Source organism: Synechocystis sp. PCC 7339 (assembly GCF_019924095.1).
Taxonomy (GTDB): domain Bacteria; phylum Cyanobacteriota; class Cyanobacteriia; order Cyanobacteriales; family Microcystaceae; genus Synechocystis.
Genome location: NZ_CP063659.1, coordinates 2,252,308 through 2,275,914 on the forward strand (window position 1 = coordinate 2,252,308; position 23,607 = coordinate 2,275,914).

Genomic DNA, 23,607 nt, shown 5'->3' on the forward strand with positions numbered 1-23,607 from the left:
ACTGTTATTATTCGCCCTGTTTTCAGTTAGCTTTCTACCTGGTGATGGTAAATGACTTTGTGGGTAATTTGGCTGTGGCTATAGAAGGGTTTAGCCGTCTGCAAAATTTCTTTGACCCAGTTTAGGGTCATGATGGCGTCTAAATAATCTTGTCTATTATTTTTGGCATCGGGATGGTCGAGAAAGCTAACTGCCAATTCCTGCATTAGCGCCCTAGCAGTGCCGCTACCATAGGAGCTTTCGTCCGATGATTGCTTATGAAAGTCCCAGTCAATAATCCAGGTAAGAATTTTTGCTTTGGCTTGGGTAACCCGATAACCCTTGATGCGATGGGTGTATGTAGTGATGTCAACGTTGCGCTTTTGACGAATGTATCGGTCGGCTTTGCGGAGATGACCTTTACTTGCTTCTTGCAAAATTTCTTGGTCTAACATTTTATTGAATTCCCGCAGGTTATCAAGGGTGATAAGAATGGAACCAACAGCGTTTTTGTGTCGTACTTGGTAAGCTGCAATGGTAAATTTGTGACTAGAAGGCAGTCTGTATAATTCCCCCTTTTGGTCCAGGGATTTTTTGATCAAGCTAACTTTTTCCGCCGATGAGGATCCGACTTTGGCTTGGCGGTTAAGGATAGTATCCAAGCCTTGCTGTACCAATGATTCAACTTTTAGACTGCTTAGCTTCGAAAGATCAAAACTCATTTTAACTATATTGGTGGGTGAGTGGGAGGAAATAAGTAATTAAGCAGGGATTATTTCGGTATAATTTTTCTTGTCGTAAGAAGATATTAAAAACTACATCAACGAACCCTTTAAAATGTTGTTTTTTGTTTCTACTTTAGCAATAAAATTCCCTGCTTGGGGCCATTGCTCCCAGGGTAAAAAACGAGCAAGCGTGGAAAAAAAGCATTATCAAGTAAAAAACAGCCTAAATAACCTTGCAAACAGAAGCTTGCCAAATATTTGTCTCCTATGGAGAAGGACTAGGGAAAATTAATCATCATATTCAGACTTTTCCAACACACTCTACCTTGGCCAAAATTAACTATTACTAAAAATTTTCGTTAACCTTGGGATCAGTTCGCCAAGTTTTAGCCATGAAATACGTTGATGAATATCGGGATGCCCAGGCGGTGGCCCATTACCGTCAGGCGATCGCCAGGGAGATCACCCAACCTTGGACGCTGATGGAGATTTGCGGCGGCCAGACCCACAGCATTGTCAAATATGGGTTGGATACCTTGTTACCCAAGGATTTGACTCTGATCCATGGCCCCGGCTGTCCTGTGTGCGTCACTCCGATGGAATTAATTGACCAAGCTTTGTGGTTAGCTAAGCAACCGGAGATCATTTTTTGTTCCTTTGGCGATATGTTGCGGGTGCCCGGCAGTGAGATGGATTTGCTGAGCGTTAAAGCTCAGGGCGGCGATGTCCGCATTGTCTATTCTCCCTTGGATTGTTTGGCGATCGCCAGGGAGAACCCGGAGCGAGAAGTGGTGTTTTTTGGGGTAGGTTTCGAAACCACGGCCCCCGCCACCGCCATGACTCTCCACCAAGCTAGGGCCCAACAGGTGCGTAATTTTAGTCTGCTTTGCGCCCATGTGTTGGTGCCCCCGGCCATGGAAGCTTTATTAGGCAATCCCGATTCTCTTGTGCAGGGCTTTTTAGCCGCAGGCCATGTCTGCACAGTGACCGGGGAAAGGGCTTATCAACATATTGCCGAAAAATATCAAGTGCCCATAGTCATTACTGGCTTTGAACCGGTGGATATTATGCAGGGCATCCTCGCCTGTGTGCGCCAACTGGAGTCGGGACAATTCACCTGCGACAATCAATATCGGCGATCTGTCCAACCCCAGGGCAATGCCCACGCGCAGAAAATTGTTGACCAAGTATTTGAGCCAGTCGATCGCCATTGGCGGGGTTTGGGGTTGATTCCCGCCAGCGGTTTGGGTTTAAGGCCAGCATTTGCCCCCTGGGATGGGGCAGTCAAATTTGCCTCCCTACTACAAACTATGGTTCCAACGACGGAGGAAACGACTTGTATTAGTGGGGAAATTTTACAGGGACAACGGAAGCCCAGCGATTGTCCAGCCTTTGGTACCATCTGCACCCCAGAACAGCCCTTGGGAGCCCCCATGGTTTCCTCGGAAGGAGCCTGTGCCGCCTATTACCGTTACCGCCAACAGGTGCCGGAGTCCGTGGGAATAGGAGTAATGTAGTGGTTTTGCTATCAGAAAATGCCCTCGTTGATGCTTTCTTGTAGCATGGTCCGCAATGATGCCCGCCAATGGGGAGGGGCACAGCCTAAAGCTTGTACTATTTTTTCATGGGATAGGACGGAGTAGGCTGGCCGTCGAGCCGGCGTGGGATAGGCCGCTGTGGTAATGGGCAGCACCCGACGTACCTGAAGGGAAATGCCTAAATTTTCAACTTCCTCAAAAATCGCCACCGCAAAATCGTACCAACTAGCCACCCCACTATTGCTGTAATGATAAATGCCCTGGGCCCGTTGTTGAGCTAAAGCGGCGATCGCCTGAGCCAGATCCTTTGCCCAGGTGGGACTACCAACTTGATCCGCCACCACCCTCACTTCTTGCCGCTCTTTGCCCAAGCGCACCATGGTTTTGACAAAATTGCCGGAGCCTTTGGCCCCATAAACCCACGCCGTACGGACAATGAGAAATTCACCGCCACTTTCTGCCACGGCCCTTTCTCCCTTGAGCTTGCTTTGGCCATAAACCCCGAGGGGATTGGTGGCATCCGTTTCCTGGTAGGGGGAACTCTGGCTACCATCAAACACATAGTCGGTGGAGATATGCACCACGTAGGCGCCGATTTCCTTGGCCGCGTTGGCGATCGCCTGGGGAGCAAGGGCGTTAACTGCGTAGGCTAATTCCGGCTCCGTTTCAGCTTTATCCACGGCAGTATAGGCGGCGGCGTTGACAATAATATCGGGGGCCAAGTCCCGAATTTTGTCCCCCAGGGTGGCCGGTTGGGCCAAATCAAAAGTTGCCCTGGTCCCCGTCTGCACCTGACCCAAACGGGATAAGGGCAGGGCCAACTCCTGACCCACTTGCCCCATTGCCCCTAGTAAGAGAATCTTCCTTGCCAACTGAACTAAGCTCCCAGGGAAACTTCCGTGCCAATGGGACAGGCCACATTAGTGCCCCCCAAACCGCAGTAACCATTGGGGTTTTTAGCTAAATATTGTTGGTGATAATCTTCGGCATAGTAAAAATCTGGGGCCGGTAAAATTTCCGTGGTAATTTCCCCATAGCCCTCCTGTTGGAGAGCTGGTTGATAGGCTTGCTTCGATGCCAAAGCGGCCTGTTGTTGGGCTTCAGAATAGGTGTAAATGCCGGAGCGGTATTGGGTACCCACATCGTTACCCTGGCGCATGCCCTGGGTGGGGTTATGGCTCTCCCAAAAGACTTTGAGTAATTCCTTGTAGCTCACTTGTTGGGGATCAAACACAACGAAAACCACCTCATTGTGCCCAGTCATTCCGGTACAAACTTCTTGGTAGGTGGGGTTAGGGGTATAACCGGCGGCATAACCCACCACCGTGCTGTAAACCCCGGGAATTTGCCAAAATTTGCGTTCCGCTCCCCAAAAACAGCCTAAACCAAACATAGCCGTTTCCATTCCCTCGGGAAAGGGAGCTTTGAGAGGATTGCCATTGACAAAATGTTTGTCTGGCACGGACATAGTGGCCGATCGCCCGGGGAGAGCTTCATTGGGTGCAACCATGGCCGTTTTTTTACCGAATAAATCGAAGAATCCCATAATGTTTAAGTTGTTGTTATTTATTAACGCTGAACGGAGCTATGGCCAACGGCTTTTGCTCCGCCTATGGACTAGTGTAACGAAACTGTTACAAACCCGAAGGGTTAAGCCCGGATGTATTCGTAGGCTTCCACATACTGGAGCCCCGGTTTATTCCAAGAGTAGTCGTAGGCCATGCCCTGCAACGCCAGGGTTTTAAACGCCACGGGATCATCCTTATACAAGGCGATCGCCCGACCAAGGGCCGTTTCCAAAGCATATTGATCCGGCTGATAGAAGACAAAACCGTTGCGTTTTTCTGGAGGATGATTTTGGTCATAATCCCGGTCAAACACGGTGTTCACCAAACCACCCACTCCCCGCACCACTGGAATGGCCCCATAACGGAGGCCGATCATTTGGGTCAAGCCGCAGGGCTCGTAGTTACTAGGCACCACAATGATATCCGCCGCTCCGTAAATTAGGTGGGCCAACTCCTCATCAAAGCCCAACTCCAGATGGACATTGGGATTATCGTTGAGATGTTGTTTTTCGTGCCAGAACCATTTGCTCAGATTGGGTTCGGTGGCGGAGCCGAGCAGTACGAATTGAGATTCCTGGGCGAGGGCGTAGTAGAGGGAGTGGTGCACCAAATGCACACCTTTTTGTCCATCCAAGCGGCCAATAAAGCAGACTATTGGTTTGTTGTCGTCCTCTTCCAGCATTAATCTTTCCCGTAAAGCTTGCTTATTTTTTGCCTTATCGCCAAAGGTTTTGGGACCGAAGTTGCTCGCCAATAGCGGATCAATTTCTGGGTTCCACACTTCGTAGTCCAAACCGTTCAAAATACCGCCGAATTTGTGCTGATGAATTTCCAGGGTATGGCCCAGGCCACAGGAAATATCGGAAAAGCGGGCTTCCCAAGCGTGGTGAGGGGAAACGGTGTTGACATAGTTGGAATAGACGATGCCCCCCTTCATGAAGTTAATGGCATTGGGATTGAAATTATCTTGCAGGCGATCGTAACTGAAATAATAACCGTCATTATTAAGCCCTGTGGCGTGGAGAATATTGGCTCCAGCAATCCCCTGGTGTTTGAAATTGTGGATGGTGTAGCAGACCCGCTGATGATCCATGCCGTGGAAGCGGTAAATTTCGTACAACAACACCGGTACTAGCCCTGTTTGCCAATCGTGGCAGTGGACAATGTCTGGGCGTTTGTTGCTACGTAGCAAAAACTCCATGGCCGCCTTGGAGAAAAAGGCAAAGCGCATATGGTCATCGAGGGCGCCGTAATAATGACCCCGGTTAAAAAAGTTATCAGAAGATTTGGGCTGAATGAAGAAGCAGAGTCTACCGTGGACCCAGCCACAGAAAACGTCACAAAAGATTGAGCTGCCATGCCAGGGCACCTCTAGGTTACGGTAGGCATCGTGTAAACCCCAGATATGGTCGTAGCGCATGCAATCATACATGGGCAGGATAAGCTCGACGCAATGGCCCCGCAGTTCCAATTCACGGCTGAGCCCGTAGATAACATCCCCCAATCCTCCGGCCTTAATGACGGGGGCGCATTCTGAGGCAATTTGAACGATGTACATAGAGGCTCCTGATAACAGTTTTTACTCGACGGCGATCGAGTTGATTGTATTTTCCTATGTTAAATGTCAAAAGAGGACTCCCGTTAAAGCTGAAGGCTTAACTGTGAGATGAATTTCGACCAACAAAGAAACCCGACCGAAGGGAATCAGCTTAACTCGGGAACCAGGGATTCCGCCCATTGTCTAGCCGTAAGACAAGGTAGTAAAAGGCGCAAGTCTTCCACTATTTTGCAGGCTATTGGATAGGAAGCTCCGATCTCAGTGCAAGCGGGTAGGGGGAGTTCACCCCAAGAATGAAAAGCTAACCGCAGTGATGATGCCGCAGCAGTAATGTTTCCACCAACCATTGGGCAGTTTTAAGTCTTTCTGGATCATTGGACTGGGTCACCCAAGCGGCCAACTCATTCAAAGAACCATTGACTAAGTGGGCAAAACCCTCAGCATCGACGGCGTAAAGTTCTCCTTCGGAAACGGCGGTCTGAATTGACTCACGGAGTAAACCAAAGCCATATTGATCAATTTCAGTGAGGTCATCCGCTGCCAAAACGGCGGGAGCTTCCACAAATACCAAGCGCCGCAGTTCGTCCTGTTGAGCAACTTCAAGAAATGCCCGACAGCCGACGATTAACTGTTGCCAATTGTTATCTAGGGGTCGAACTTTTGTTTTGATATAGTCGGTGATTTCGTCATAAGCCTCAACGATGACAGCCTTGAACAGCCCCAGCTTGTCGCCGAATTGATGGTATGAAGCTCCCCTGGTAATGGCTAGCTCACTAATAATTTCTTCGGTGCCCGTGGCGGTATATCCCTGGGTGGCAAACAGGTGACGGGCCCGATCAAGGATGGCCCGGCGAGTGCGTCGAGTTTGTTCCGCTTTGGTCAACTTAGCCGACATGGTGAGCAGATTTAACATTCATACAGTATGTATCTTGACAAAGAAAGGGGCTTCCTTTATTTTTGAGGTACATGCAGATTGTATTTTTTATGGGGAGTTTTCCCAAGGGAGCTGTGATGTCAACTATGCTAAATACCCGCCAAGCAACCACTGCGGATATTCCATTTCTCGCCAGGATTGAATACGAGGCTTCCCTGCCACCGTTAAATCATTGCTTTTGGGAAGATTTATTAGAAGGGACTGGTACCACGGCCTTGGACTTTATTGAGGCGGAACTGAAGGCCGATGCTTGCAATTGGGGCAATGTACCAGATTTTCTGATTTTGGAAGCTGAGGGCAAACCTGTTGCGGCGGCCGCCGGGTATGTACCGGAGACGGAGGACTACTGTCCATTGCGTCTATCCCAGCTAGAGGCGATCGCCAAGGAGCTGAACTGGACGAAGGAAAATTTAGCAGCTTTTCGTGGGCAGTATCTGGGGCTTTGGGGCGGAAATTTACGACCGTTTTTTCTCACCCCCCAGGCGACTTGGATTATTGAAAATGTGGCCGTATTACCGGAGGCCCGGGGCCAGGGTTTGGGCAAAGCGTTACTGAGGGCTTTACTGGAAAAAGGGCGATCGCAGGGCCATGAATTTGCCGGCATTATGGTGATCAATGGCAATGACAGGGCCCGTCATACCTATGAATCCGTGGGATTTAAGCCCTATCAAACCTTTTACCAGGATTATTTCTCGGAGCAATTCAAGATTGATTTTCCGGGCGTTACCAAGTTTGGCCTCCGTCTCAACTAGCAGGGAGAACTACGGAGAACTACCATGTTTGATAAGGGGTAAAACTGCCCGGCTTTAACTACTTGTAACGTGTGGTTGGACTATGATCGATTCACCCACATTTCTTTGATTGTGACCCCCATGGAATTAACCCCCGAAACCAAGGCCGCTGTGGTTACCCAAGGCTTGACTAAACGTTTCGATCGCCAGGGGGCGGTGACCAATGTGGATTTAACCATTGCGGAGGGGTCGGTGTATGGTCTGATTGGCCCCAACGGTGCTGGCAAAACCACCCTAATCCGTATGTTGGCCACGGCAGAGGAACCCACCAGAGGAGACATTTATTTGTTTGGCGATCGCCTGGTGGCAGGGGCAGACAATTTGCGGATCAAGCAATATTTGGGCTATCTGCCCGACGATTATCCCCTCTACGAAGACCTGAACGTTTGGGATTATCTGGATTACTTTGCCCGGTTATACCATCTGAAAAATCCCAGCCGTCGCCACCGCATCCAGGAAGTGTTGGAGCTGGTGCAACTAACCAGTAAACGCCACAGCCGCATCCATAGCCTTTCCCGGGGGATGAAGCAACGGTTGAGTTTGGCCCGCACCATTATCCATGAGCCCATTTTGCTCCTGCTGGATGAGCCGGTTTCTGGGCTAGACCCTCTAGCTCGGCAACAATTTCGTGACATTATTCGGGTGTTGCAGGCCGCGGGCATGACCATTCTGATTTCCTCCCATGTGCTCAGTGATCTGGCGGAACTCTGCACGGCGATCGGAGTGATGGAACTGGGGTGTTTGGTGGAAAGCACCACTTTGGCAGATTTGTATAATCGCCTGGGGCAACGCACTATCACCATTACCGTGCTGGCGGGAGTAGAGCAATTGCAGTATTGCCTGCAGGATCAACCCGGTGTGGAGGATTGGCAGATAAACTATGATCAGGGAGATCAGCAAAATTCCGCCCCAGGGATCCATTGCTCTGTGATTTTTTCTGGTTCCCCCGAAGACAGCGCCAGCCTACTCAGGAATTTGATCTATGCTGGTTGTCAAGTGAGCCAATTCCATTGTCAACAGGAGGATTTAGAAAGTATTTTCCTCAAATTAGGACATCAACAGGTTTCCTGACAGTAATAATCATCGTTCCGCCCTGGTTAGTGAAGATTATGTGGCTATTCTTCACTCAAACCACCGTTAATTTTTTCATCACTAATTTTTTTTCTGTCTAGTTTACTTACTTTCTAATTTAATATTTAACCTGAGATTCATTTGACAGTTAAAAGCTTTCTCAGACTGGAATTATTGCTCTAATTAAGGAGCTAACTGAAATCACCAACCCCCAACCTTATCGGTATTCTGCTGAACGAATTGGGGGATGAATTAGGACTTAAATAGTGACTAATTAACTTTACTTCTTGCTTTGCCCTGCCCCACTTCGCCATCACTACCATGATCAATCTTTTCTCTACCTATGTCGATCGCCTGGGAGATTGGCATCCCCAACTGTACCGGGAACTCAAAAGCCGTTTTACTACTACAAAGGTGCGCTGGCTGTTGTTGGCAAGTTTTATTTGCCAGGGCATAGTGTTATTTTTTCGCACCGGAGAAATTCCCGTACTAGATCCACTCAGACCCGCCGGAGAGCAATTTAGTCGCTACTGCATGGGCATCCCACCGGAGTGGGAATATAACCAAGGAATTTTTGTTTGCACCCAGGATCTATTGGGGCAACTATCGATCAATTGGCGGCTGTGGTGGTTGGATGGCTTTGCTTTTTTGAGCTTGGCCGGGCTAGTGCTATTGCTGGTGGTGGGGATTTATTTATTGGTGGCGGATTTACAAAAGGAATGCCAACGGGGCACGTTAAATTTTATTCGCCTTAGTCCCCAGTCCGAGGGTAGTTTTATCTGGGGCAAAATCCTCGGAGTGCCCAGTTTGTTGTATGGATTTTTGCTCACCCTGTTGCCTCTCCATATGATTGCCGCTGGGGGGGCGGGTGTTTCTTTGTTTCTGCTGGCAGGTTACTACGTTGTAGTGCTGGTGGGGGCCAGCTTCTTTTTCCACATTGCCCTCTGGATTGGTTTAAGCAGTAATGCAAAAAGTTATTCTCTTTCTAAAAGTGCGGCGATCGCCGGCTTATGTGCGGTGGGGACGCTAATTGGCACGGTCGTGATCATGCAAGACAATGATTGGGAGCCATTTTTCCTCTCTTGGTTATCTCTGTTTTACCCCGGTAAAGCTCTAATTTATTTAGTCCGCTCCACTTTTTTGTCCATACCCACCGTTGGTTACCTCGGCCCCAATGAACTGGATCAATTGCGCTGGTATGGCTGGGATTTATTCCGGTCGGCTCCCCTGGGCATGGGATTTATGGTGGCGAATTTTGCAGTGGGAACCTATTGGATAACCCAAGTATTACGCCGTCGCTTCCGCCGTCCCCTCAGTACGGCCTGGAGCAAGCCCCAAAGCTTAGGGGTAACCCTGTCCCTGGTGGCGATCGCCAATGGCTTTTTACTCCAAAGCTATGACAAAAGCGACTATCTCGATTTTCTCTTATTGAACCTGGGTAGCTGGCAATTGACCCTTTGTTGCTTCTTTTTGGGGTTGACCCTGGCCCTATGCCCCCAAATTAACTATTTACGGGATTGGAGTCGTTATCGTCACGAAGCCCCCCGACATTACCGCACCTGGAGCTGGCAAAATCTGGTATCTGACCATAGTCCTCCCCAAGGGGTGATCGCCATTAATCTTTGCCTCACCGCCCTTTTAACGTTGCCCATGGTGTTATTGTTGCCCTGGCTTGCTCCAGCACCGGTCGGGGTGACCATTCCCCTGAGGAGCATAGTGGTGGCCTTGGCCATGGGTCTGTTGTGGAATTTTACCTTCGCTTCCCTCATCCAGTGGAGTCTGCTAAGAATGCGTTTTTCCCGTCTGCTGGTGTTGATTTTATCGGTGGTGGTGATGGTAGTTCTCCCCCTGGCGATCGCCATTGGCGCGGGCATTAAGGAAAGCGTCGTTATGTGGTTTAGTCCCCTGCCTTCCATTGCCCTGGTGGAAGGAATTAACGTTCAAACGCCCCTCTTTTTCCTCACAGTCCTCAGCCAAACAGTGGTGATTGTGGCCAGCACCTGGCAGTTTAATCGCTACGTCCAACGTCTCGGGCGATCGGAAAGCCAGCAATATTTTGCCCCGGTTCAGCCGGAGTGAGAAAGGGCAAAAGTCCATAGCTAATCAACTACAACGCGACCTGCCATCACCATGACCACGCCTCTCGATAAAAAATCAACCATTGCAGACATCCGCTCCCGTTTTGATAAAGATGTGGCGCGTTTTTCTTCCCTTGAAACTGGCCAGGCAACAACCATTGACGCTCCCCTCGCCATGGCCCTAATTACCGAGGCGGCCATCTCCTGTACTAAAAATATCCGCCATGTACTAGATATTGGTTGTGGTGCTGGCAACAATACAATTCGACTGCGTCAATCCACCAATCAGGATTTCAATGTTGATTTACTTGATCTAAGCGCCCCCATGCTGATCAAAGCGGCGGAACGTATCCAACAATTAAACGGAGGTGCAGTGCGTACCCTACAGGGGGATTTTCGCTTAGTAAGCCTGCCAAATTCGACCTATGATGTGATTATTGCAGCGGCAGTGTTGCACCATTTAAGGGATGACGAAGACTGGTTACAAGCTTTTCAGAAAATTTACGATTTACTTGCCCCCGGTGGTAGCGTGTGGATTACCGATTTAGTTTTCCATGAGCAACCAGCCGTCCAAGCAATGATGTGGGATCAATACGGTGACTATTTGGTCTCCCTTGGTGGTGCGGAGTATCGGGAGAAGGTGTTCAGCTACATTGACCGTGAAGATTCCCCCCGACCTGTCACCTATCAAATTGATTTACTCCGTTCCGTTGGCTTTGACACGGTGGATATTCTCCATAAAAACTCTTGCTTTGCTGCATTTGGGGCGGTGAAGTGTGGACAGTAAAGTGTTTAAAACTAAGGATAAAACTTTATCTTTTCTTTTCTTAATGTTAGTTAGCTAAAATTTATTAAATTTCATCTTGATTGATTTAATATTGCCTGGAAAATATGCCTGTTAATCTAGACCCGATAGCATGGAAAAGGGGAAATTTTTGGTCAACAAAAACATCATCAAACAATACTGTCCCGCACTGGAGCTAACTGTCCATCAGCGGGACTCGAATTAACCAAAATTAAAATTCTGATCAGCTACATTCTCTGCCAAAATTGCTCCCAGGGGCAATAAGATTGATGGAAAATGTCATACACCAATTCCCTTAATAACTCCTGAAGAAAAAATATGTTGTTCTATCACAGGCTAAAGAACTGGTTGCGGAATGGTTTAATTATTTTTCTGCTCAACCTAGTTATGGTGGTGGCGACGGCATATTTGGTTTATCCCCAAACCGTTAACCCAACGGGAAGTAAGCCCACAGGGGCGCCGGTGATTTTAGGGGACGACACTCTATTTTATATTCAGGCGAGAATTGCCTCCTTCTCCCCAGAATTTCGGGCCCAGGTGGTTTCCAATCGTATAGCTAGCCTGGCTAAAGATACCGAAGTTAACCTGGACACGCTCAAAATTGTCGACAATGAAGCGGCGGCAACGGTTGATATTTTAACAGGAGACGAAACCCTAGTGACGATCACCGATGTGGATGCGGTGGCGGCGGGACAATCCCGTCAAGAGCTTGCGAACCAATATTTACAGATCATCAAAGAATCAATTACTGACTTTAGGTCTTCTTATAGCATCCATAGTTTGGTGCGGGGAGTAGTTTATACACTAATTGCCACAATTGTCCTAGTTGCTAGCTTAATTGGTATCACCAAATCGGTGCCTATTATTTATCGTCAATTGAGACGTTGGCGGGGTACCCGTATTCCGGCGTTAAGACTATTTGACACCCAAATTTTATCTGCCCATCGGGTAGTTGATCTAATTTCAGAAATTATTAAAATTGTCCGCCTTACTCTCTTACTAGGGCTGCTTTATCTTTACATTAATCTAGTTTTGAGCTTCTTCCCCTGGACTAAAGGCGTCGCTCGGATACTATTTGACTATGCCAACACAGCAGTTAATACCATCTGGTCTGGATTATTAAACTATCTTCCCAATTTATTTTTTCTGGTTATTATTTGGCTGTTAACTTTTTACTCTTTGAAAGTAATTCGCTTTTTGTTCACCGAAATTGAGCGAGATAATATCAGGTTTCAAGGATTTTACCGAGAATGGGCTAAACCTACCTATAAGCTAGTCCAATTTCTGGTCTTGGCATTTGCGGCCACGGTGGCTTTTCCCTATTTACCTGGCTCCCAAACTCCTGCTTTCCAGGGAATTTCTATTTTTTTGGGATTACTAATTTCCCTTGGTTCTTCATCGGTAATTGCCAATATTTTTGCTGGTATTATGTTAACCTACACCAGGGCTTTTTCCGTCGGCGATCGGGTAAAAATCACTGATACCATCGGGGATGTGGTGGAAAAAACATTATTTGTTACCCGTATTCGTACCATTAAAAATGTGGTGATTACCATTCCCAACTCGGCCGTTTTAGGTAGCCATGTAATCAACTACAGTGCCGCGGCTAGTGATCCGGGAGCGCTACCTTTAATTCTGCACACCACCATCACCCTAGGCTACGATGTGCCCTGGCGCAAGGTTCATGCCGTAATGATCGAAGCGGCTTTAGCAACAGATAAAATCCTAGAAAATCCTGCACCTTTTGTGTTGCAAACCAGTTTGGATGATTTTTACATTGCCTATGAATTAAATGCGTATACCCACGATCCAGGCATCATGGCGAAAATTTATTCAGAACTCCATCAAAATCTTCAAGATAAGTGTAACGAAGCTGATATTGAAATTCTTTCGCCCCATTACCGTGCTGTGCGAGATGGTAACCAGACTACCATTCCTGCCGATTATCTACCGTCGGATTATGAAGCACCCGCATTTAGACTTTCATCCCTCAATGCCCCGTCTACACAGGATAATGGAGTAAATACATCAAAATCTGACCAGGCCTAGGGCGAAGCATTTTATCTCGGGCAACAGTCGACAAAGCAAAATTATGCATTGGGCATTAACCTATGGAAAAGTTAATCAATATAATTCAAAGCTGGCTCAGTGATCCCAACGTCGTCAAGTTAATTGAAGTTGCCATTGGTATTTTAATTGTCTCCATTGTTTTTAAGATGGCGGCCCAGGGTTTATCCAGTCAAGTTCAAGATGGGGATTTACGTTACCGTATCCGCAAAATTCTGGCTTTTATTAGTTATGGATTCATTGCTCTCCTAATTGTGACTATTTTTAATGAAAACCTCAGACAGTTAACCGTTATTTTTGGTGTGGTGGGGGCAGGGATTGCCTTTGCCCTGCAGGAAGTGATTGCCAGTTTTGCCGGTTGGACGGCTATTTCCTTTGGAGAATTTTATAAGACCGGCGATCGGGTTCAGTTAGGGGGCATTATGGGGGATGTGATTGATATTAATCCCTTAAGAACGACGCTGATGGAATGTGGTGATTGGGTTAAAGCAGATCTCTACAATGGGCGTATTGTCAGAATTGCCAATAGTTTTGTCTTTAAGGAACCAGTTTTTAATTATTCAGGGGATTTCCCTTTTATTTGGGATGAAATTGTTGTTCCGGTAAGGCATGGTGGCGATCATCGACTGGCCAGAAACATTTTGCAACGGGTAGTTGAAGAAGTGACGGGCAGCTACATTGAACCAGCTAAAGCCGAGTGGAGTCGCATGATCCATAAATATCTAATTGAAGATGCCCAAATTGAACCATTTGTGACTTTGATTGCCAACGATAATTGGTTAGAGTTTACCGTCAGATACGTCGTGGATTATAAAAAACGTCGGGCAACAAAAGATCGACTTTTCACTCAGATTTTAGAAGAAATTGATGGTACTAATCGACGAGTTGAGTTGGCATCCACAACGGTGGAACTTATCTCTACCCCTGGTTTACATGTAAGCCTGGAGTCAGGTAATGGTGCTAATTAGGCGATCTTACAACAATCTTTAAACAAACTTTATTTATCTCAAAGGGCTTATTAATTATAGCTACTTGAAATAAATTTAAGATAGCTCTCTTCCGTCATTCTAAGCAGACGAATAACAAAAATCATCCCATAAATTTACCAGATATTGTAATTTGTCAAGCTTATTAACCCTGTTAAAAAGCTTAGTCAATTCTCTCAAAAGATGGGCAACTGGGAATACTCTCACCCATTTTGTAATAAGACTTACTGCATTAAGTACGCAGGTGACAAGCCTAAGATTATTTAGCCACGTCTTCCAGCCTTTTTCTCCCTTCCATTGCTCATGCTTTTGATGAGATTTTGTATGGAATTAACTGTCGGATTAAAATCCTCATCATAAAGGCAAATCATACAATATGCACACATTACTAATTCCCCCCATTTTTGGATTTGTTTATAATGAGTCATCCTAAAATCTGCCCATCCTAATTCACTTTTGCATTGCTTAAATCCATATTCTATCCATACTCTTACTCCATATATTCTGCCGACTTCTTTATATTTAATGCTTGGTATTCGAGTCATTACGAACCACCCTTCTTTTTCCTCCTCTTTCTCTTTTTCTGTTTTAATTTCCCAATATCTTACTTCTCCTTTTTTATCATAAACTATTTCTCTTATATGCCTATCTTCCTGTTTTCCATCCCATCTTATGTGATCAAACTTTCTCCACTTATTTGCCCTTACTTTAACTTCTGAAGGAAGCCATACCCCATGATTACTGCGGATTACCACTGCATATTTTATTTTTAATTCCTCTATAGCACTGACAAAATTGCTATGACTTTCTCCATATAAACTATCTGATACTACTCTTTTTATTTTAAAGCGACTTTCTTTTAGTTTTTTTATTATTTCTACTGCTAATTCTGGTTTCGTTTTATACTTATCTCCCTCTTTTAATCTTTCTTTTGGTTTAAACACTTTTGACTCTAGAGGAAACGTTACCCCATCACAGTAACCATAGGCATTTACTGACACTATACCGTTTTCTATTTTTCCTAAATTTCCAATGTATTGTCTTTTTACATAATCTGTTGTTTTTCCTTTTTTGAGATCTCCCGTTTCATCTATTATTACTATTATTTCTCTTCCTTCTAAAACTTCTAAGATGACATTTAACCTTCTTTTTTTTAATTCTTTTGATTCCCAAGGAAAATCTGTTATGAAATGCAGTAGTCCTTGTTCATTTTCAAATCCTAATGATGATGCTATTGCCGGTAAACTTTTTCTTTTTATATCACTTAATATTCCCACAATGATATATTTAAATGACTCATAAGCCCTCACTTCTGGAAAGATATCTTTATACGGTTCACTGTATGTATCTACACACTGTACTGTCTTTTTTGCCTCTCTTGTCCTTGTCATACTCCCTCCGGGCTTTTCAGCCTTTTATCTCCATTCTAATTCACCGACTTTGATGGAAGAGGGATATAGCAAAGGACGAGATAGTTAGGACAGTTCTCTCAACGCTATATCCAATGCAGAAATCAGCGATTCTCCATTACTAACAAGTTGGTAAACATAACGTTTTAGTCTCGCCCAGAACTTCTCAATTTTGTTCAAGTCTGGTGAATATGGTGGTAAAAATATAACCTCACACCCAGCTTTTGCTACCAATGCCTTTATTCTTTCTTTCGGATGAAAGCTTGCATTATCCATGATTAGTATCTGACCTGGTATTAACTCTGGTAATAACATTTCTTCTATCCACGTGCATACTACTTGAGCGTTACAGTATCCTTCAAATATCATTGGAGATATTGTTGTTCTATTCCACCAACAACTTATTATGCTGACTCTCTTGGTTCTATGTCCTAATTTGCTCGCCTTTAATCTCTCTGATTTATGACAGTACCCATAGGGGTAGTCTAGAGTGTCATCTAGACCGGCTTGATCCATATAAATCAGTTTTTCTGCCGCATATTGCTTGATTCCATCTTCAAATGCCTTTCTCGCTTCCTCTTCTATTTCCCTGTAAATATAAGTTTTTTTTTCTAGTAAGCCCTATTTTCTTTAGAGCCTTACTTATTCTTATTCTACTTACAGGCTCTGGCCATTTTTCTGCCATTTGTTTTTGCGTTAAATGACCGTTCTCCTCCGCAAATTCTCTGAATTTATCCAAATCATCTATTTTCGGTCGTGGACCACGCTCATAATCTCTCTTCGCGGCCACACTTCCTGTTTCTTTCTTCTTTTTTATCCATAGGTCTAAGGTGTTGCGACTAATGTTCAGTGTTCGGCAGACATGGCTTTTCTTCTCTCCTTTTTCTACTGCACTTACCGCTTTCTCTCTTAGATCTATACTGTAGGGGGCTGGCATCGCTTTTTTCCTAACTCTTTCCCTACATTATGTCCTAACCTTAGCAATCTTCGCTATAGCTAACAAAAATGCGCTGCAATCCTAGAACCAGCTGTCGGGACTGCTCCAGTGTCTTTCATCCCCATTGCCAGGCATACCTTTGGGCCGATTGCGGTAAGAAATTGGTAGGAAGATTTATTGAGAACCGCTATAATCGAGAGACAGAAGGAATTAGAAGATTTTCTTAACTTCGTTCGGGACGAAGGGGCCGCAGGTTCGAATCCTGTCATCCCGATGCTTTGAACCCATTGCCATTAATATTTCTCGGAATAAGAATTTTTGTCCTTGGGGATGAACTGCCTGCAATGACTGGGTTATTCCAGAACTGGCGTTTTTTTGCTTCCATGCCGGGGGAATGGATTCCCGTTGTGCCTTTGGGCAGGAAAATTAAACAAACGCAGGGCGTTGAGGGTAACGAACAGGGAAGACCCCATATCCTCCAAGACAGCAATGGGCAGGCCAATCAGCCCCACAACCCCCAGGAAAACGAAGGTGGCGTTTAAAATTAGGGCGACAGCAATGTTTTGTTTAATCACCGATAGGGTACGACGGCTGAGCTGAATGGCATAGCCTAATCTTTCCAGGTCATTGCCCACCAACACCACATCGGCCGTTTCCAATGCTGTATCCAGTTTACCCACAGCAAAGCTAACGTCTGCGGCGGCCAGGGCTGGAGTGTCGTTGATGCCGTCTCCCACCATGCCGACTATGCTCGATTGACGCAGATGTTGAATGACATTTAACTTGTCTTCCGGCAGCAATTCAGCTTGGTAGCTGTCAATGCCTACCTGTTGGGCCACCCGTTGAGCAATGGCCCGCCGATCGCCAGTGAGCATGACGATGTTGTCCAAACCCAGGCGCTCGAGTTGACGCACTGCGGCCGCTGACTCTAACCGGATGCCATCCGCTACGGCGATCGCCCCCAGCAATCCCCCTGAGGAGCCCACCAACACAGGAGTTTGCCCCTGGGACTCAATTTGTTGGAGTAAGGCTTGGGCGTCTTGAGATAACCCAATGCCCTGGTCTGCAAATAGGCGACGATTGCCCACAAAGTAGGTTTTACCCATCAATGTGGCCCCAATGCCCTTACCCGGCACTGCCATGAAGGATGCTGGGACAGACAATTCTATTCCTCGGGCCACGGCCTCCGCGGCGATCGCCTGGGCAATGGGATGTTCTGACCTTTGTTCTAGGGAAGCGGCAACCATCAGCACCAGATCATCCGCCAGGGTTCCTAAATTATGCACCCGTTGTACCTTGGGCATACCTTCGGTAATGGTGCCAGTTTTATCAAAAGCGAGGGTTTGCAATTTCCCCGCCGTTTCCAGGGCATTACCCCCTTTGAACAGTACTCCCTGCCTTGTGGCCGCGCCGATCGCACTAATGAGGGAAACGGGGGTAGCAATCACCAAACCACAGGGACAAGCAATTACCAACAGCACCAACGCCTTGTAAAACCAAATCTGAAAAGGTTGGGCAAACACTAGGGGGGAACTACTGCCATGGTGGCGGCCAGGGCTAAGACGATGGGAGTATAGATGGCAGAAAAGCGGTCTATCCACTGTTGAATGGGGGCACGACTTTCCTGGGCTTCTTCCACCAAATGAATAATGCGGGCCACGGTGGTATCTTCAGCGGTATGGGTAACCTCCACTTCCAAAAACCCGGTCTGGTTGAGGGTGCCCCCAAACACCGAATCACCAACTGTTTTATGTTCTGGCAGGGATTCTCCAGTGATAGGAGACTGGTCAATAGTGCTTTCCCCAGAACGAACTACTCCATCCAGGGCGATGCGCTGTCCGGGACGAATGGTTAAAATTTCCCCTAGCCCAATGACTGTAACGGGTAGGGATAATTCTTGGTCGTCACGTTTGACCGTGGCCGTGATAGGGGTTAAATCCATCAAATTGCCAATGGCGTTGCGGGTGCGACTGAGGGCAAATTTTTGTAGTGTGGTACCCAACCCAAACAGAAAAATAACCAACGCCCCTTGAAACCACTGCCCTAGAATGGCTGCCCCCACCGCCGCTAAAGTCATTAGCAGATTCATGTCCGCCCGACGCAGTTTCAACGCAATCCAGGCCGCCCGAATAATCGGCGCGATCGCCACCATCAAGCTAACGGCATAGAAACCTTGGGCCACTAGGGATAGGAAAAAGAACCGTTCGGCGATCGTCCCTAGCAGTAGGCCCACGCCACTCAGCAAAACAGTTTGTCCCCGGCGGGTGGTGAGCCAGAACCGCCAACCCACTAGATTAATTGGGCGAGCCGGTAAAAGCGTAGGGGAGTCAACCGCAGTAATGGTATTGGCGGCAGCTTGGACTTCAGGGGTGACAGTGTAACCCAATGTAGTCACTCGGCTAATAATGTCCTTTTTATTAGTGAGGGCGGGGTCAAACTTCACCTGTAGGCGCTCGGAAGCAAAGTTAACGGTGGCCTCTGCAATGCCCGGTAACTGTTCCAGATTGGACACAATGGTTCTCGCACAACCGCCACAATCCATGCCACCGACATGAGCCTGGAGAGTCTGCTGTAAAGGGGTTGACGTCATGGGCAGGCACCTGGGATTAAGGGACATATTAGCCATCACTGATATCTTAAGTTATATCAGTAGATAGTGATATGAAAGTGCAAAGAAAAAATAACCGCGCTTTGGGTAAACGCGGAGGTGATGTTACAGGAAATAAATTTAGGTGAATGGTTGAACCCCAACCCCAATGAGTTAATAGGTTTACTCACAGCGGGGAAGTCGTCATTATTGTGGCGATACCAACCAACTAAGCTTGATCCACCACTACAGTCTGATTTTGATCGTCTTCCGGATTTTGCCCCGACCGCTTGCGCCATTCCTGGGCCAAAATGCCATACTTAGGCGCACAAATCATGGCTATGGCAAACAGCGTTGTGAGCAGGACGACAATCATGCCCCCTGTCGAGACGTCAAAGTGATAGCTCAAATAGGTGCCGAGGACACAGGATAGGACGCTGCTGGCGACGGAGTACCACAGCATATGATCAAAGCGATCACTGAGTAGATAGCCAATGGAGCCTGGGGTGACCAGCATGGATATTACTAAAATGATGCCCGCTGTTTGCAAGGCGGCCACAATGGTAAGGGCTAGAACCGACAACAGCGTGTAATACATCACCTGAGTGCGCAGACCGATCGCCTTGGCATGGTTCGGATCAAAACAAAACAACAGCAGATCCTTGCGGCGCAACAAAATCACTACCAGGGTGATGGATCCGGCGATCAAAGTTTGGATGATGTCTTGTTGAGAAATACCCAGCACATTGCCAAACAGGATATGGAACAGGTCAACATTGCTGGGAATTTTGGTCACCAATACGAGGCCAAGGGCAAAAAAGCCTGTAAAGACAATGCCAATGACCGCATCCTCCTTTAACCGCGTTTTGGACTTGACGTAACCGATCGCCACCGTTGCCCCAAAGCCAAAGGTAAAAGCCCCAATGGCAAAGGGAATATTCAGGGCATAGGCCAGCACCACACCGGGGACCACCGCATGGGAAATGGCATCTCCCATTAGGGACCAACCTTTGAGGGTGATGTAACACGAAAGCACCGCACACACCAGGCCGACAAAGGCACTCACCCAAATTGCCCGGATCAAAAACCCATATTGCAAAGGCTCCACCAACCAATTCCAAAAAGAAAAGGCCACCACTAACTGACTCACGCATCTACCTCTGTCGTTTCAAACATCTGATTCAGGCTCATCACTGGTAGCCCGCCAAAGGTCAATTCTAAATTTTCTTTGGTGAAGGTTTCCTCGGTTTTCCCCTGGGCCAAAATGGTGCGGTTGAGCAGAATAGTGTGGTCACAGAAGGTGGAAATGGAAGCTAAATCATGGGTAGAAATCAGAATGGTGTGACCCTCATCCCGCAGTTGCATCAATAAGTCGATCATCCCCTTTTCCGTTTTCACGTCAACCCCGGTAAAGGGCTCATCTAGGAGAATTACCTTGCCTTCCTGGGCCAAGGCCCGGGCCAAAAACGCCCGTTTCTTTTGACCGCCGGAAAGTTCCCCAATTTGGCGATCGCGGTATTTCACCATGCCCACCCGCTCTAGACTTTCCATCACCAAGCGACGGTCTTTGGGGCTGGGAATGCGTAGCACATTCATATGGCCATAGCGCCCCATCATCACCACATCAAACACACTGACCGGAAAGTTCCAATCCACTTCATCAGCCTGGGGGACGTAGGCCATCAACTGTTGTTTTTGGGCCTTTTGCACCGGAAAACCACCGATGCGAACCCGTCCCTGACTCGGTTGCAAAAACCCCATAATGGATTTGAACAGAGTCGATTTACCACTGCCATTGGGGCCCACTAGGGCAGTAATGGTGCCAGGTTCAACGGTGCAGGTGGCATTGTAAAGGGCCAAACGAGCGTTGTTATAGGTAACGCTGACGCTATCAACGGATATATCGAGACGGGGGAGAGTGGTTGGCATCACAAAAGAGGGGTTCAGGTTTTAGGGAGCGGTCAATCGTCAACATTGAGTTGGGTTGATTAAGAAAAACTCAACACTGAATAAAAGGCAAAACTTTTGTCATTGTTTGGCATTAGCACCGGCCAAAAGACCGTTGGCAATCACCCGGGCATCATATTCCAACAAATCCAAAAAGGTGGGTACAGGGCCTTCCTCTGTGGAAAGGGAATCAACATAAAGATTGCCTCCAAAACGGGCTCCGGTTGCCTTAGCCACCTGTTTTTGCCCCTCGTCACTGACGGTGCTTTCACAAAAAATTGTTGGTACATTATTAGTCTTCACCTCCTCAATCACAGTTTGTACTTGCTTGGGGGTAAACTGCTGTTCGGCATTGATTGGCCACATGTAAATCTCTTCCATGCCATAGTCCCTGGCCAGGTAAGAAAACGCCCCTTCACAACTGACCAAAAATCTCTGCTTGGCGGGCACCTGTTCCAAATCGGATGCCAGTTGGGTATCGATCGCCTTTAACTTCTCGCTATAGGCCGCCGCATTGGCGTTGTAATATTCGGCATTGTCCGGGTCAAGTTCGACGAAGGCTTGGCGGATATTTTCCACATAGACCAGGGCATTGCGGGGCGACATCCAGGCGTGGGGATTGGGTTTATCGGTATAGGGACCTTCGGCAATGGGAATCGGTTCAATACCTTCCGTTAGCACCACAGAGGGCACATCCTTGACATTGCCCAAAAATTGCTCGAACCAACGCTCCAGATTCATGCCGTTGTAAAGGATTAAGTCTGCGTCCTGAGCTTTGACAATGTCACTGGGAGTCGGCTCATAACCGTGGATTTCTGCACCAATGCGGGTGATGGATTCCACCACTAACTTATCTCCGGCAACATTCTGGGCCATGTCGGCCAGTACGGTGAAGGTGGTTAAAACTTTCTTTTTCCCTTCGTTTTCCGCTTGGATTTCGGTGGTTACTTCTGTCACCTCTTCGCTGGGAGCATTGGATTTAGTGATTTCCGCTGTCCCGCAGCCGGTCAGCCAAAAGGCGATCGCCAAACCAGATGCCAGCATCTCCCCCCGGCAAGCAAGTCGTATTGCCATAGTGCTAAGGTCGTTTCATGATCATTTCATTTTTCATTATCCTCTCATAATTGGAGCAAAAATAGGGAGTTAAAATTTCTTAACTTTTGTCAACTACTAAGCCAGCTAATTTTTTTTAGCTACTAAAATTTACTATTGTGAATCTTATGTGCTTATTGTCTGTTTTTAAATGGCGATCGCCTCTCAATGAAGTCAGTATGTTCACTAAGAGATAATTTTTAAAGAAAGTGGATAAAAAATCTGTTTTTATGGTGAGGGGCAAAAATTGAGTATTGTCAATGAGTAGTTTGCTGAACGTAAGCGCAAGCCATATGTCAGTGATATGAGTCATGCGGAGTGGAAGATAATCAAGCTCAAGTTACTAGTATCAAAAAAATTGGGGCGTTCCTGAGAGGTAGACATGCGAGAAATTATTTTTCATGTACAGCGTACAGGATATTAATGGGAGATATTCCCCCATGATTTCCTACTCCATCAGACAGCGTATAAATGTGTAAAGCTTTTCACAAATGGCAAAGGAAGGGAGTCAGGCAACAGATTCACGATGAGTTAAGCAACGAGGTGAGAAAAAAGAAGGGAAGATCCCCTGACTTTAGCGTGGTAGTGGCTGACCCCCAATCCATTAAAACAACGGGTTTGCTCTTGGGATTATTGGTAACGGAAGCCAATGCTTCAGAGCGCTTGGGTGGTGGGTAGAGCGCACTTGTGCCTGGTTAAATCACCATTGGCGATTGAGCAAGGATTACGAATTTTATCCGAAATCAGCGAAGCCATGATTTAAGGAGTCAAAGAAATGATTGAAGCATCAGGAGCCAAGGTGATTTATTTACCACGCTACTCCCCAGATTTTAATCCCATTGAACATTTTTGGTGGGAACTCAAGGCTTTTATTCGGAGATTTAGACCTCAAGACGAAGAATCTGTTGAAAACTTAGCAGCAATCGGCATTATCTTAAATTCTGCCACAATTAGACGGAACTATTTTACTCATTGTTGCTAGTATGACAGTTAGACGCCAAATCCGCCGTAACCCCCTTTCCTGAATCTCGGAAAGAATATTTTTCAGTAAGTCTCACTGTGGAGGCGTTTCAATGTTTTCAAGACTCGACAATCATGGGGGACAATATTTTATTAAGTGCACCACATAAAACCGTTGTTGCTAAAGGCTTTCGATGATTTCCAGCAAATCGACTTGCCCAGTCTGACGCAAGAGGGGTAAGGCCGAATTGAAAGTTGACCTTATCCTCGCCCTTGCTAAACATGGCTACCCCCCCCGTGGCCAATAATGAGGTTTACAAAGACACCCTTGACCGGACCAAGAACTTCAAAAAGTATCGGCTTGCAACATCGTTCTGATAGGGGTGTTGATAGAAAAGTTAAACCAAGGGGCAAAATTGAAAAAGCCCTCTCCAGAAGCTTACAATGCTTGCAGGGAAGGCTTTTCAGTTGAATCGGAGCGGCGGGATTCGAACCCACGACCCCCACTACCCCAAAGTGGTGCGCTACCAAGCTGCGCTACGCCCCGAATTTTACAGATTCTAATCTTAGTTCTC

Annotated in this window: 20 protein-coding genes, 2 tRNA genes and 2 pseudogenes; 10 read left to right on the plus strand and 14 right to left on the minus strand. The window is 46.9% G+C overall.

Annotation, left to right across the window (positions count from 1 at the left end):
- Positions 1 to 26 precede the first annotated feature (26 nt).
- Positions 27 to 641, minus strand: a complete 615-nt coding sequence (locus IQE94_RS10740) for a hypothetical protein (protein WP_223341887.1) — start codon at positions 639 to 641, stop codon at positions 27 to 29.
- A gap of 455 nt (positions 642 to 1,096) precedes the next feature.
- On the opposite strand from IQE94_RS10740, the gene hypD reads away from it, so the two are divergent.
- Positions 1,097 to 2,221 (plus strand): hydrogenase formation protein HypD, encoded by a 1,125-nt coding sequence (gene hypD, locus IQE94_RS10745; protein WP_212718145.1) that lies wholly within the window; start codon positions 1,097 to 1,099, stop codon positions 2,219 to 2,221.
- 11 nt (positions 2,222 to 2,232) lie between these two features.
- Here the strand turns inward: hypD and rfbD are convergent, their stop codons facing one another.
- From rfbD to IQE94_RS10765, 4 genes are all read right to left on the minus strand, one after another.
- Complete coding sequence (gene rfbD, locus IQE94_RS10750) at positions 2,233 to 3,114, minus strand: dTDP-4-dehydrorhamnose reductase (protein WP_223341888.1); 882 nt, start codon at positions 3,112 to 3,114, stop codon at positions 2,233 to 2,235.
- A gap of 5 nt (positions 3,115 to 3,119) precedes the next feature.
- On the minus strand, positions 3,120 to 3,788 hold the full coding sequence (gene msrA, locus IQE94_RS10755) for a peptide-methionine (S)-S-oxide reductase MsrA (protein WP_212718149.1): 669 nt from the start codon (positions 3,786 to 3,788) through the stop codon (positions 3,120 to 3,122).
- 104 nt (positions 3,789 to 3,892) lie between these two features.
- A complete protein-coding gene (gene glgA, locus IQE94_RS10760) occupies positions 3,893 to 5,368 on the minus strand; it encodes a glycogen synthase GlgA (protein ID WP_212718151.1) in 1,476 nt (491 codons plus the stop codon).
- A gap of 301 nt (positions 5,369 to 5,669) precedes the next feature.
- Positions 5,670 to 6,281: a TetR/AcrR family transcriptional regulator gene (locus IQE94_RS10765; RefSeq protein ID WP_223341889.1), complete on the minus strand. Its 612-nt coding sequence runs from the start codon at positions 6,279 to 6,281 to the stop codon at positions 5,670 to 5,672.
- 98 nt (positions 6,282 to 6,379) lie between these two features.
- Here IQE94_RS10765 and IQE94_RS10770 point away from each other — a divergent pair, with 98 nt between their 5' ends.
- The 6 genes from IQE94_RS10770 to IQE94_RS10795 all read left to right on the plus strand — a co-directional run bounded on the left by IQE94_RS10770 (position 6,380) and on the right by IQE94_RS10795 (position 14,082).
- The gene (locus IQE94_RS10770; protein ID WP_223341890.1) at positions 6,380 to 7,054 is read left to right on the plus strand and encodes an N-acetyltransferase; all 675 of its coding nucleotides are present in this window, start codon (positions 6,380 to 6,382) and stop codon (positions 7,052 to 7,054) included.
- Between the two features lie 111 nt (positions 7,055 to 7,165).
- On the plus strand, positions 7,166 to 8,164 hold the full coding sequence (locus IQE94_RS10775; RefSeq protein WP_212721791.1) for an ABC transporter ATP-binding protein: 999 nt from the start codon (positions 7,166 to 7,168) through the stop codon (positions 8,162 to 8,164).
- Between the two features lie 321 nt (positions 8,165 to 8,485).
- Positions 8,486 to 10,243: a hypothetical protein gene (locus tag IQE94_RS10780; RefSeq protein WP_223341891.1), complete on the plus strand. Its 1,758-nt coding sequence runs from the start codon at positions 8,486 to 8,488 to the stop codon at positions 10,241 to 10,243.
- A gap of 51 nt (positions 10,244 to 10,294) precedes the next feature.
- Complete coding sequence (locus IQE94_RS10785; protein ID WP_212718157.1) at positions 10,295 to 11,029, plus strand: class I SAM-dependent methyltransferase; 735 nt, start codon at positions 10,295 to 10,297, stop codon at positions 11,027 to 11,029.
- 336 nt (positions 11,030 to 11,365) lie between these two features.
- A complete protein-coding gene (locus IQE94_RS10790; RefSeq protein WP_212718159.1) occupies positions 11,366 to 13,096 on the plus strand; it encodes a mechanosensitive ion channel family protein in 1,731 nt (576 codons plus the stop codon).
- Between the two features lie 62 nt (positions 13,097 to 13,158).
- Positions 13,159 to 14,082: a mechanosensitive ion channel family protein gene (locus tag IQE94_RS10795; RefSeq protein WP_212718161.1), complete on the plus strand. Its 924-nt coding sequence runs from the start codon at positions 13,159 to 13,161 to the stop codon at positions 14,080 to 14,082.
- A 99-nt stretch (positions 14,083 to 14,181) separates the two neighbouring features.
- On the opposite strand, the pseudogene IQE94_RS10800 reads toward IQE94_RS10795, so the two are convergent.
- From IQE94_RS10800 to IQE94_RS10810, 3 genes and pseudogenes are all read right to left on the minus strand, one after another.
- Positions 14,182 to 15,491: pseudogene (locus tag IQE94_RS10800) on the minus strand (IS701 family transposase).
- Positions 15,492 to 15,575: 84 nt separating this feature from the next.
- The gene (locus IQE94_RS10805; protein ID WP_223343222.1) at positions 15,576 to 16,106 is read right to left on the minus strand and encodes an IS630 family transposase; all 531 of its coding nucleotides are present in this window, start codon (positions 16,104 to 16,106) and stop codon (positions 15,576 to 15,578) included.
- Positions 16,066 to 16,446 carry an IS630 transposase-related protein gene (locus tag IQE94_RS10810; protein WP_223341893.1) on the minus strand — a complete coding sequence of 127 codons (381 nt, stop codon included), beginning with the start codon at positions 16,444 to 16,446 and terminating at the stop codon, positions 16,066 to 16,068. The genes IQE94_RS10805 and IQE94_RS10810 overlap by 41 nt, the downstream gene beginning before the upstream one ends.
- Before the next feature lie 151 nt (positions 16,447 to 16,597).
- Between IQE94_RS10810 and IQE94_RS10815 the strand changes: the two genes are divergently transcribed.
- Positions 16,598 to 16,720 (plus strand) — tRNA-Ser (locus tag IQE94_RS10815).
- 79 nt (positions 16,721 to 16,799) lie between these two features.
- On the opposite strand, the gene IQE94_RS18650 is transcribed toward IQE94_RS10815, so the two are convergent.
- The 5 genes from IQE94_RS18650 to IQE94_RS10835 all read right to left on the minus strand — a co-directional run bounded on the left by IQE94_RS18650 (position 16,800) and on the right by IQE94_RS10835 (position 22,054).
- Entirely contained in the window at positions 16,800 to 18,047 is a 1,248-nt protein-coding gene (locus IQE94_RS18650; protein ID WP_255611284.1) for a cation-translocating P-type ATPase, read from the minus strand.
- Positions 17,969 to 19,036 (minus strand): cation-translocating P-type ATPase, encoded by a 1,068-nt coding sequence (locus IQE94_RS18655; protein WP_255611285.1) that lies wholly within the window; start codon positions 19,034 to 19,036, stop codon positions 17,969 to 17,971. Before IQE94_RS18655 ends, IQE94_RS18650 begins: the two co-directional genes overlap by 79 nt.
- A 226-nt stretch (positions 19,037 to 19,262) precedes the next feature.
- Complete coding sequence (locus tag IQE94_RS10825) at positions 19,263 to 20,183, minus strand: metal ABC transporter permease (protein ID WP_212718165.1); 921 nt, start codon at positions 20,181 to 20,183, stop codon at positions 19,263 to 19,265.
- A complete protein-coding gene (locus tag IQE94_RS10830; protein ID WP_194019528.1) occupies positions 20,180 to 20,962 on the minus strand; it encodes a metal ABC transporter ATP-binding protein in 783 nt (260 codons plus the stop codon). Before IQE94_RS10830 ends, IQE94_RS10825 begins: the two co-directional genes overlap by 4 nt.
- A 99-nt stretch (positions 20,963 to 21,061) precedes the next feature.
- Positions 21,062 to 22,054 carry a metal ABC transporter substrate-binding protein gene (locus IQE94_RS10835; RefSeq protein ID WP_212718167.1) on the minus strand — a complete coding sequence of 331 codons (993 nt, stop codon included), beginning with the start codon at positions 22,052 to 22,054 and terminating at the stop codon, positions 21,062 to 21,064.
- 489 nt (positions 22,055 to 22,543) lie between these two features.
- On the opposite strand from IQE94_RS10835, the gene IQE94_RS10840 reads away from it, so the two are divergent.
- Entirely contained in the window at positions 22,544 to 22,750 is a 207-nt protein-coding gene (locus tag IQE94_RS10840; protein WP_212718169.1) for a hypothetical protein, read from the plus strand.
- Positions 22,751 to 22,835: 85 nt separating this feature from the next.
- Positions 22,836 to 22,949 (plus strand): annotated as a pseudogene (locus IQE94_RS18890) (transposase); the annotation flags it as partial.
- Between the two features lie 556 nt (positions 22,950 to 23,505).
- On the opposite strand, the gene IQE94_RS10850 reads toward IQE94_RS18890, so the two are convergent.
- Positions 23,506 to 23,579 (minus strand) — tRNA-Pro (locus IQE94_RS10850).
- Between the last annotated feature and the right edge of the window lie 28 nt (positions 23,580 to 23,607).

What these genes read in the sequence shown, in the direction of transcription:
- hypD (WP_212718145.1), top strand. Translation starts at nt 1,097, where the DNA reads ATGAAATACGTTGATGAATATCGGGATGCCCAGGCGGTGGCCCATTAC.
- msrA (WP_212718149.1), bottom strand. Translation starts at nt 3,788, where the DNA reads ATGGGATTCTTCGATTTATTCGGTAAAAAAACGGCCATGGTTGCACCC.
- glgA (WP_212718151.1), bottom strand. Translation starts at nt 5,368, where the DNA reads ATGTACATCGTTCAAATTGCCTCAGAATGCGCCCCCGTCATTAAGGCC.
- IQE94_RS10765 (WP_223341889.1), bottom strand. Translation starts at nt 6,281, where the DNA reads ATGTTAAATCTGCTCACCATGTCGGCTAAGTTGACCAAAGCGGAACAA.
- IQE94_RS10770 (WP_223341890.1), top strand. Translation starts at nt 6,380, where the DNA reads ATGTCAACTATGCTAAATACCCGCCAAGCAACCACTGCGGATATTCCA.
- IQE94_RS10780 (WP_223341891.1), top strand. Translation starts at nt 8,486, where the DNA reads ATGATCAATCTTTTCTCTACCTATGTCGATCGCCTGGGAGATTGGCAT.
- IQE94_RS10785 (WP_212718157.1), top strand. Translation starts at nt 10,295, where the DNA reads ATGACCACGCCTCTCGATAAAAAATCAACCATTGCAGACATCCGCTCC.
- IQE94_RS10790 (WP_212718159.1), top strand. Translation starts at nt 11,366, where the DNA reads ATGTTGTTCTATCACAGGCTAAAGAACTGGTTGCGGAATGGTTTAATT.
- IQE94_RS10795 (WP_212718161.1), top strand. Translation starts at nt 13,159, where the DNA reads ATGGAAAAGTTAATCAATATAATTCAAAGCTGGCTCAGTGATCCCAAC.
- IQE94_RS10810 (WP_223341893.1), bottom strand. Translation starts at nt 16,446, where the DNA reads ATGCCAGCCCCCTACAGTATAGATCTAAGAGAGAAAGCGGTAAGTGCA.
- IQE94_RS18655 (WP_255611285.1), bottom strand. Translation starts at nt 19,036, where the DNA reads ATGACGTCAACCCCTTTACAGCAGACTCTCCAGGCTCATGTCGGTGGC.
- IQE94_RS10830 (WP_194019528.1), bottom strand. Translation starts at nt 20,962, where the DNA reads ATGCCAACCACTCTCCCCCGTCTCGATATATCCGTTGATAGCGTCAGC.
- IQE94_RS10835 (WP_212718167.1), bottom strand. Translation starts at nt 22,054, where the DNA reads ATGGCAATACGACTTGCTTGCCGGGGGGAGATGCTGGCATCTGGTTTG.
- IQE94_RS10840 (WP_212718169.1), top strand. Translation starts at nt 22,544, where the DNA reads ATGTGTAAAGCTTTTCACAAATGGCAAAGGAAGGGAGTCAGGCAACAG.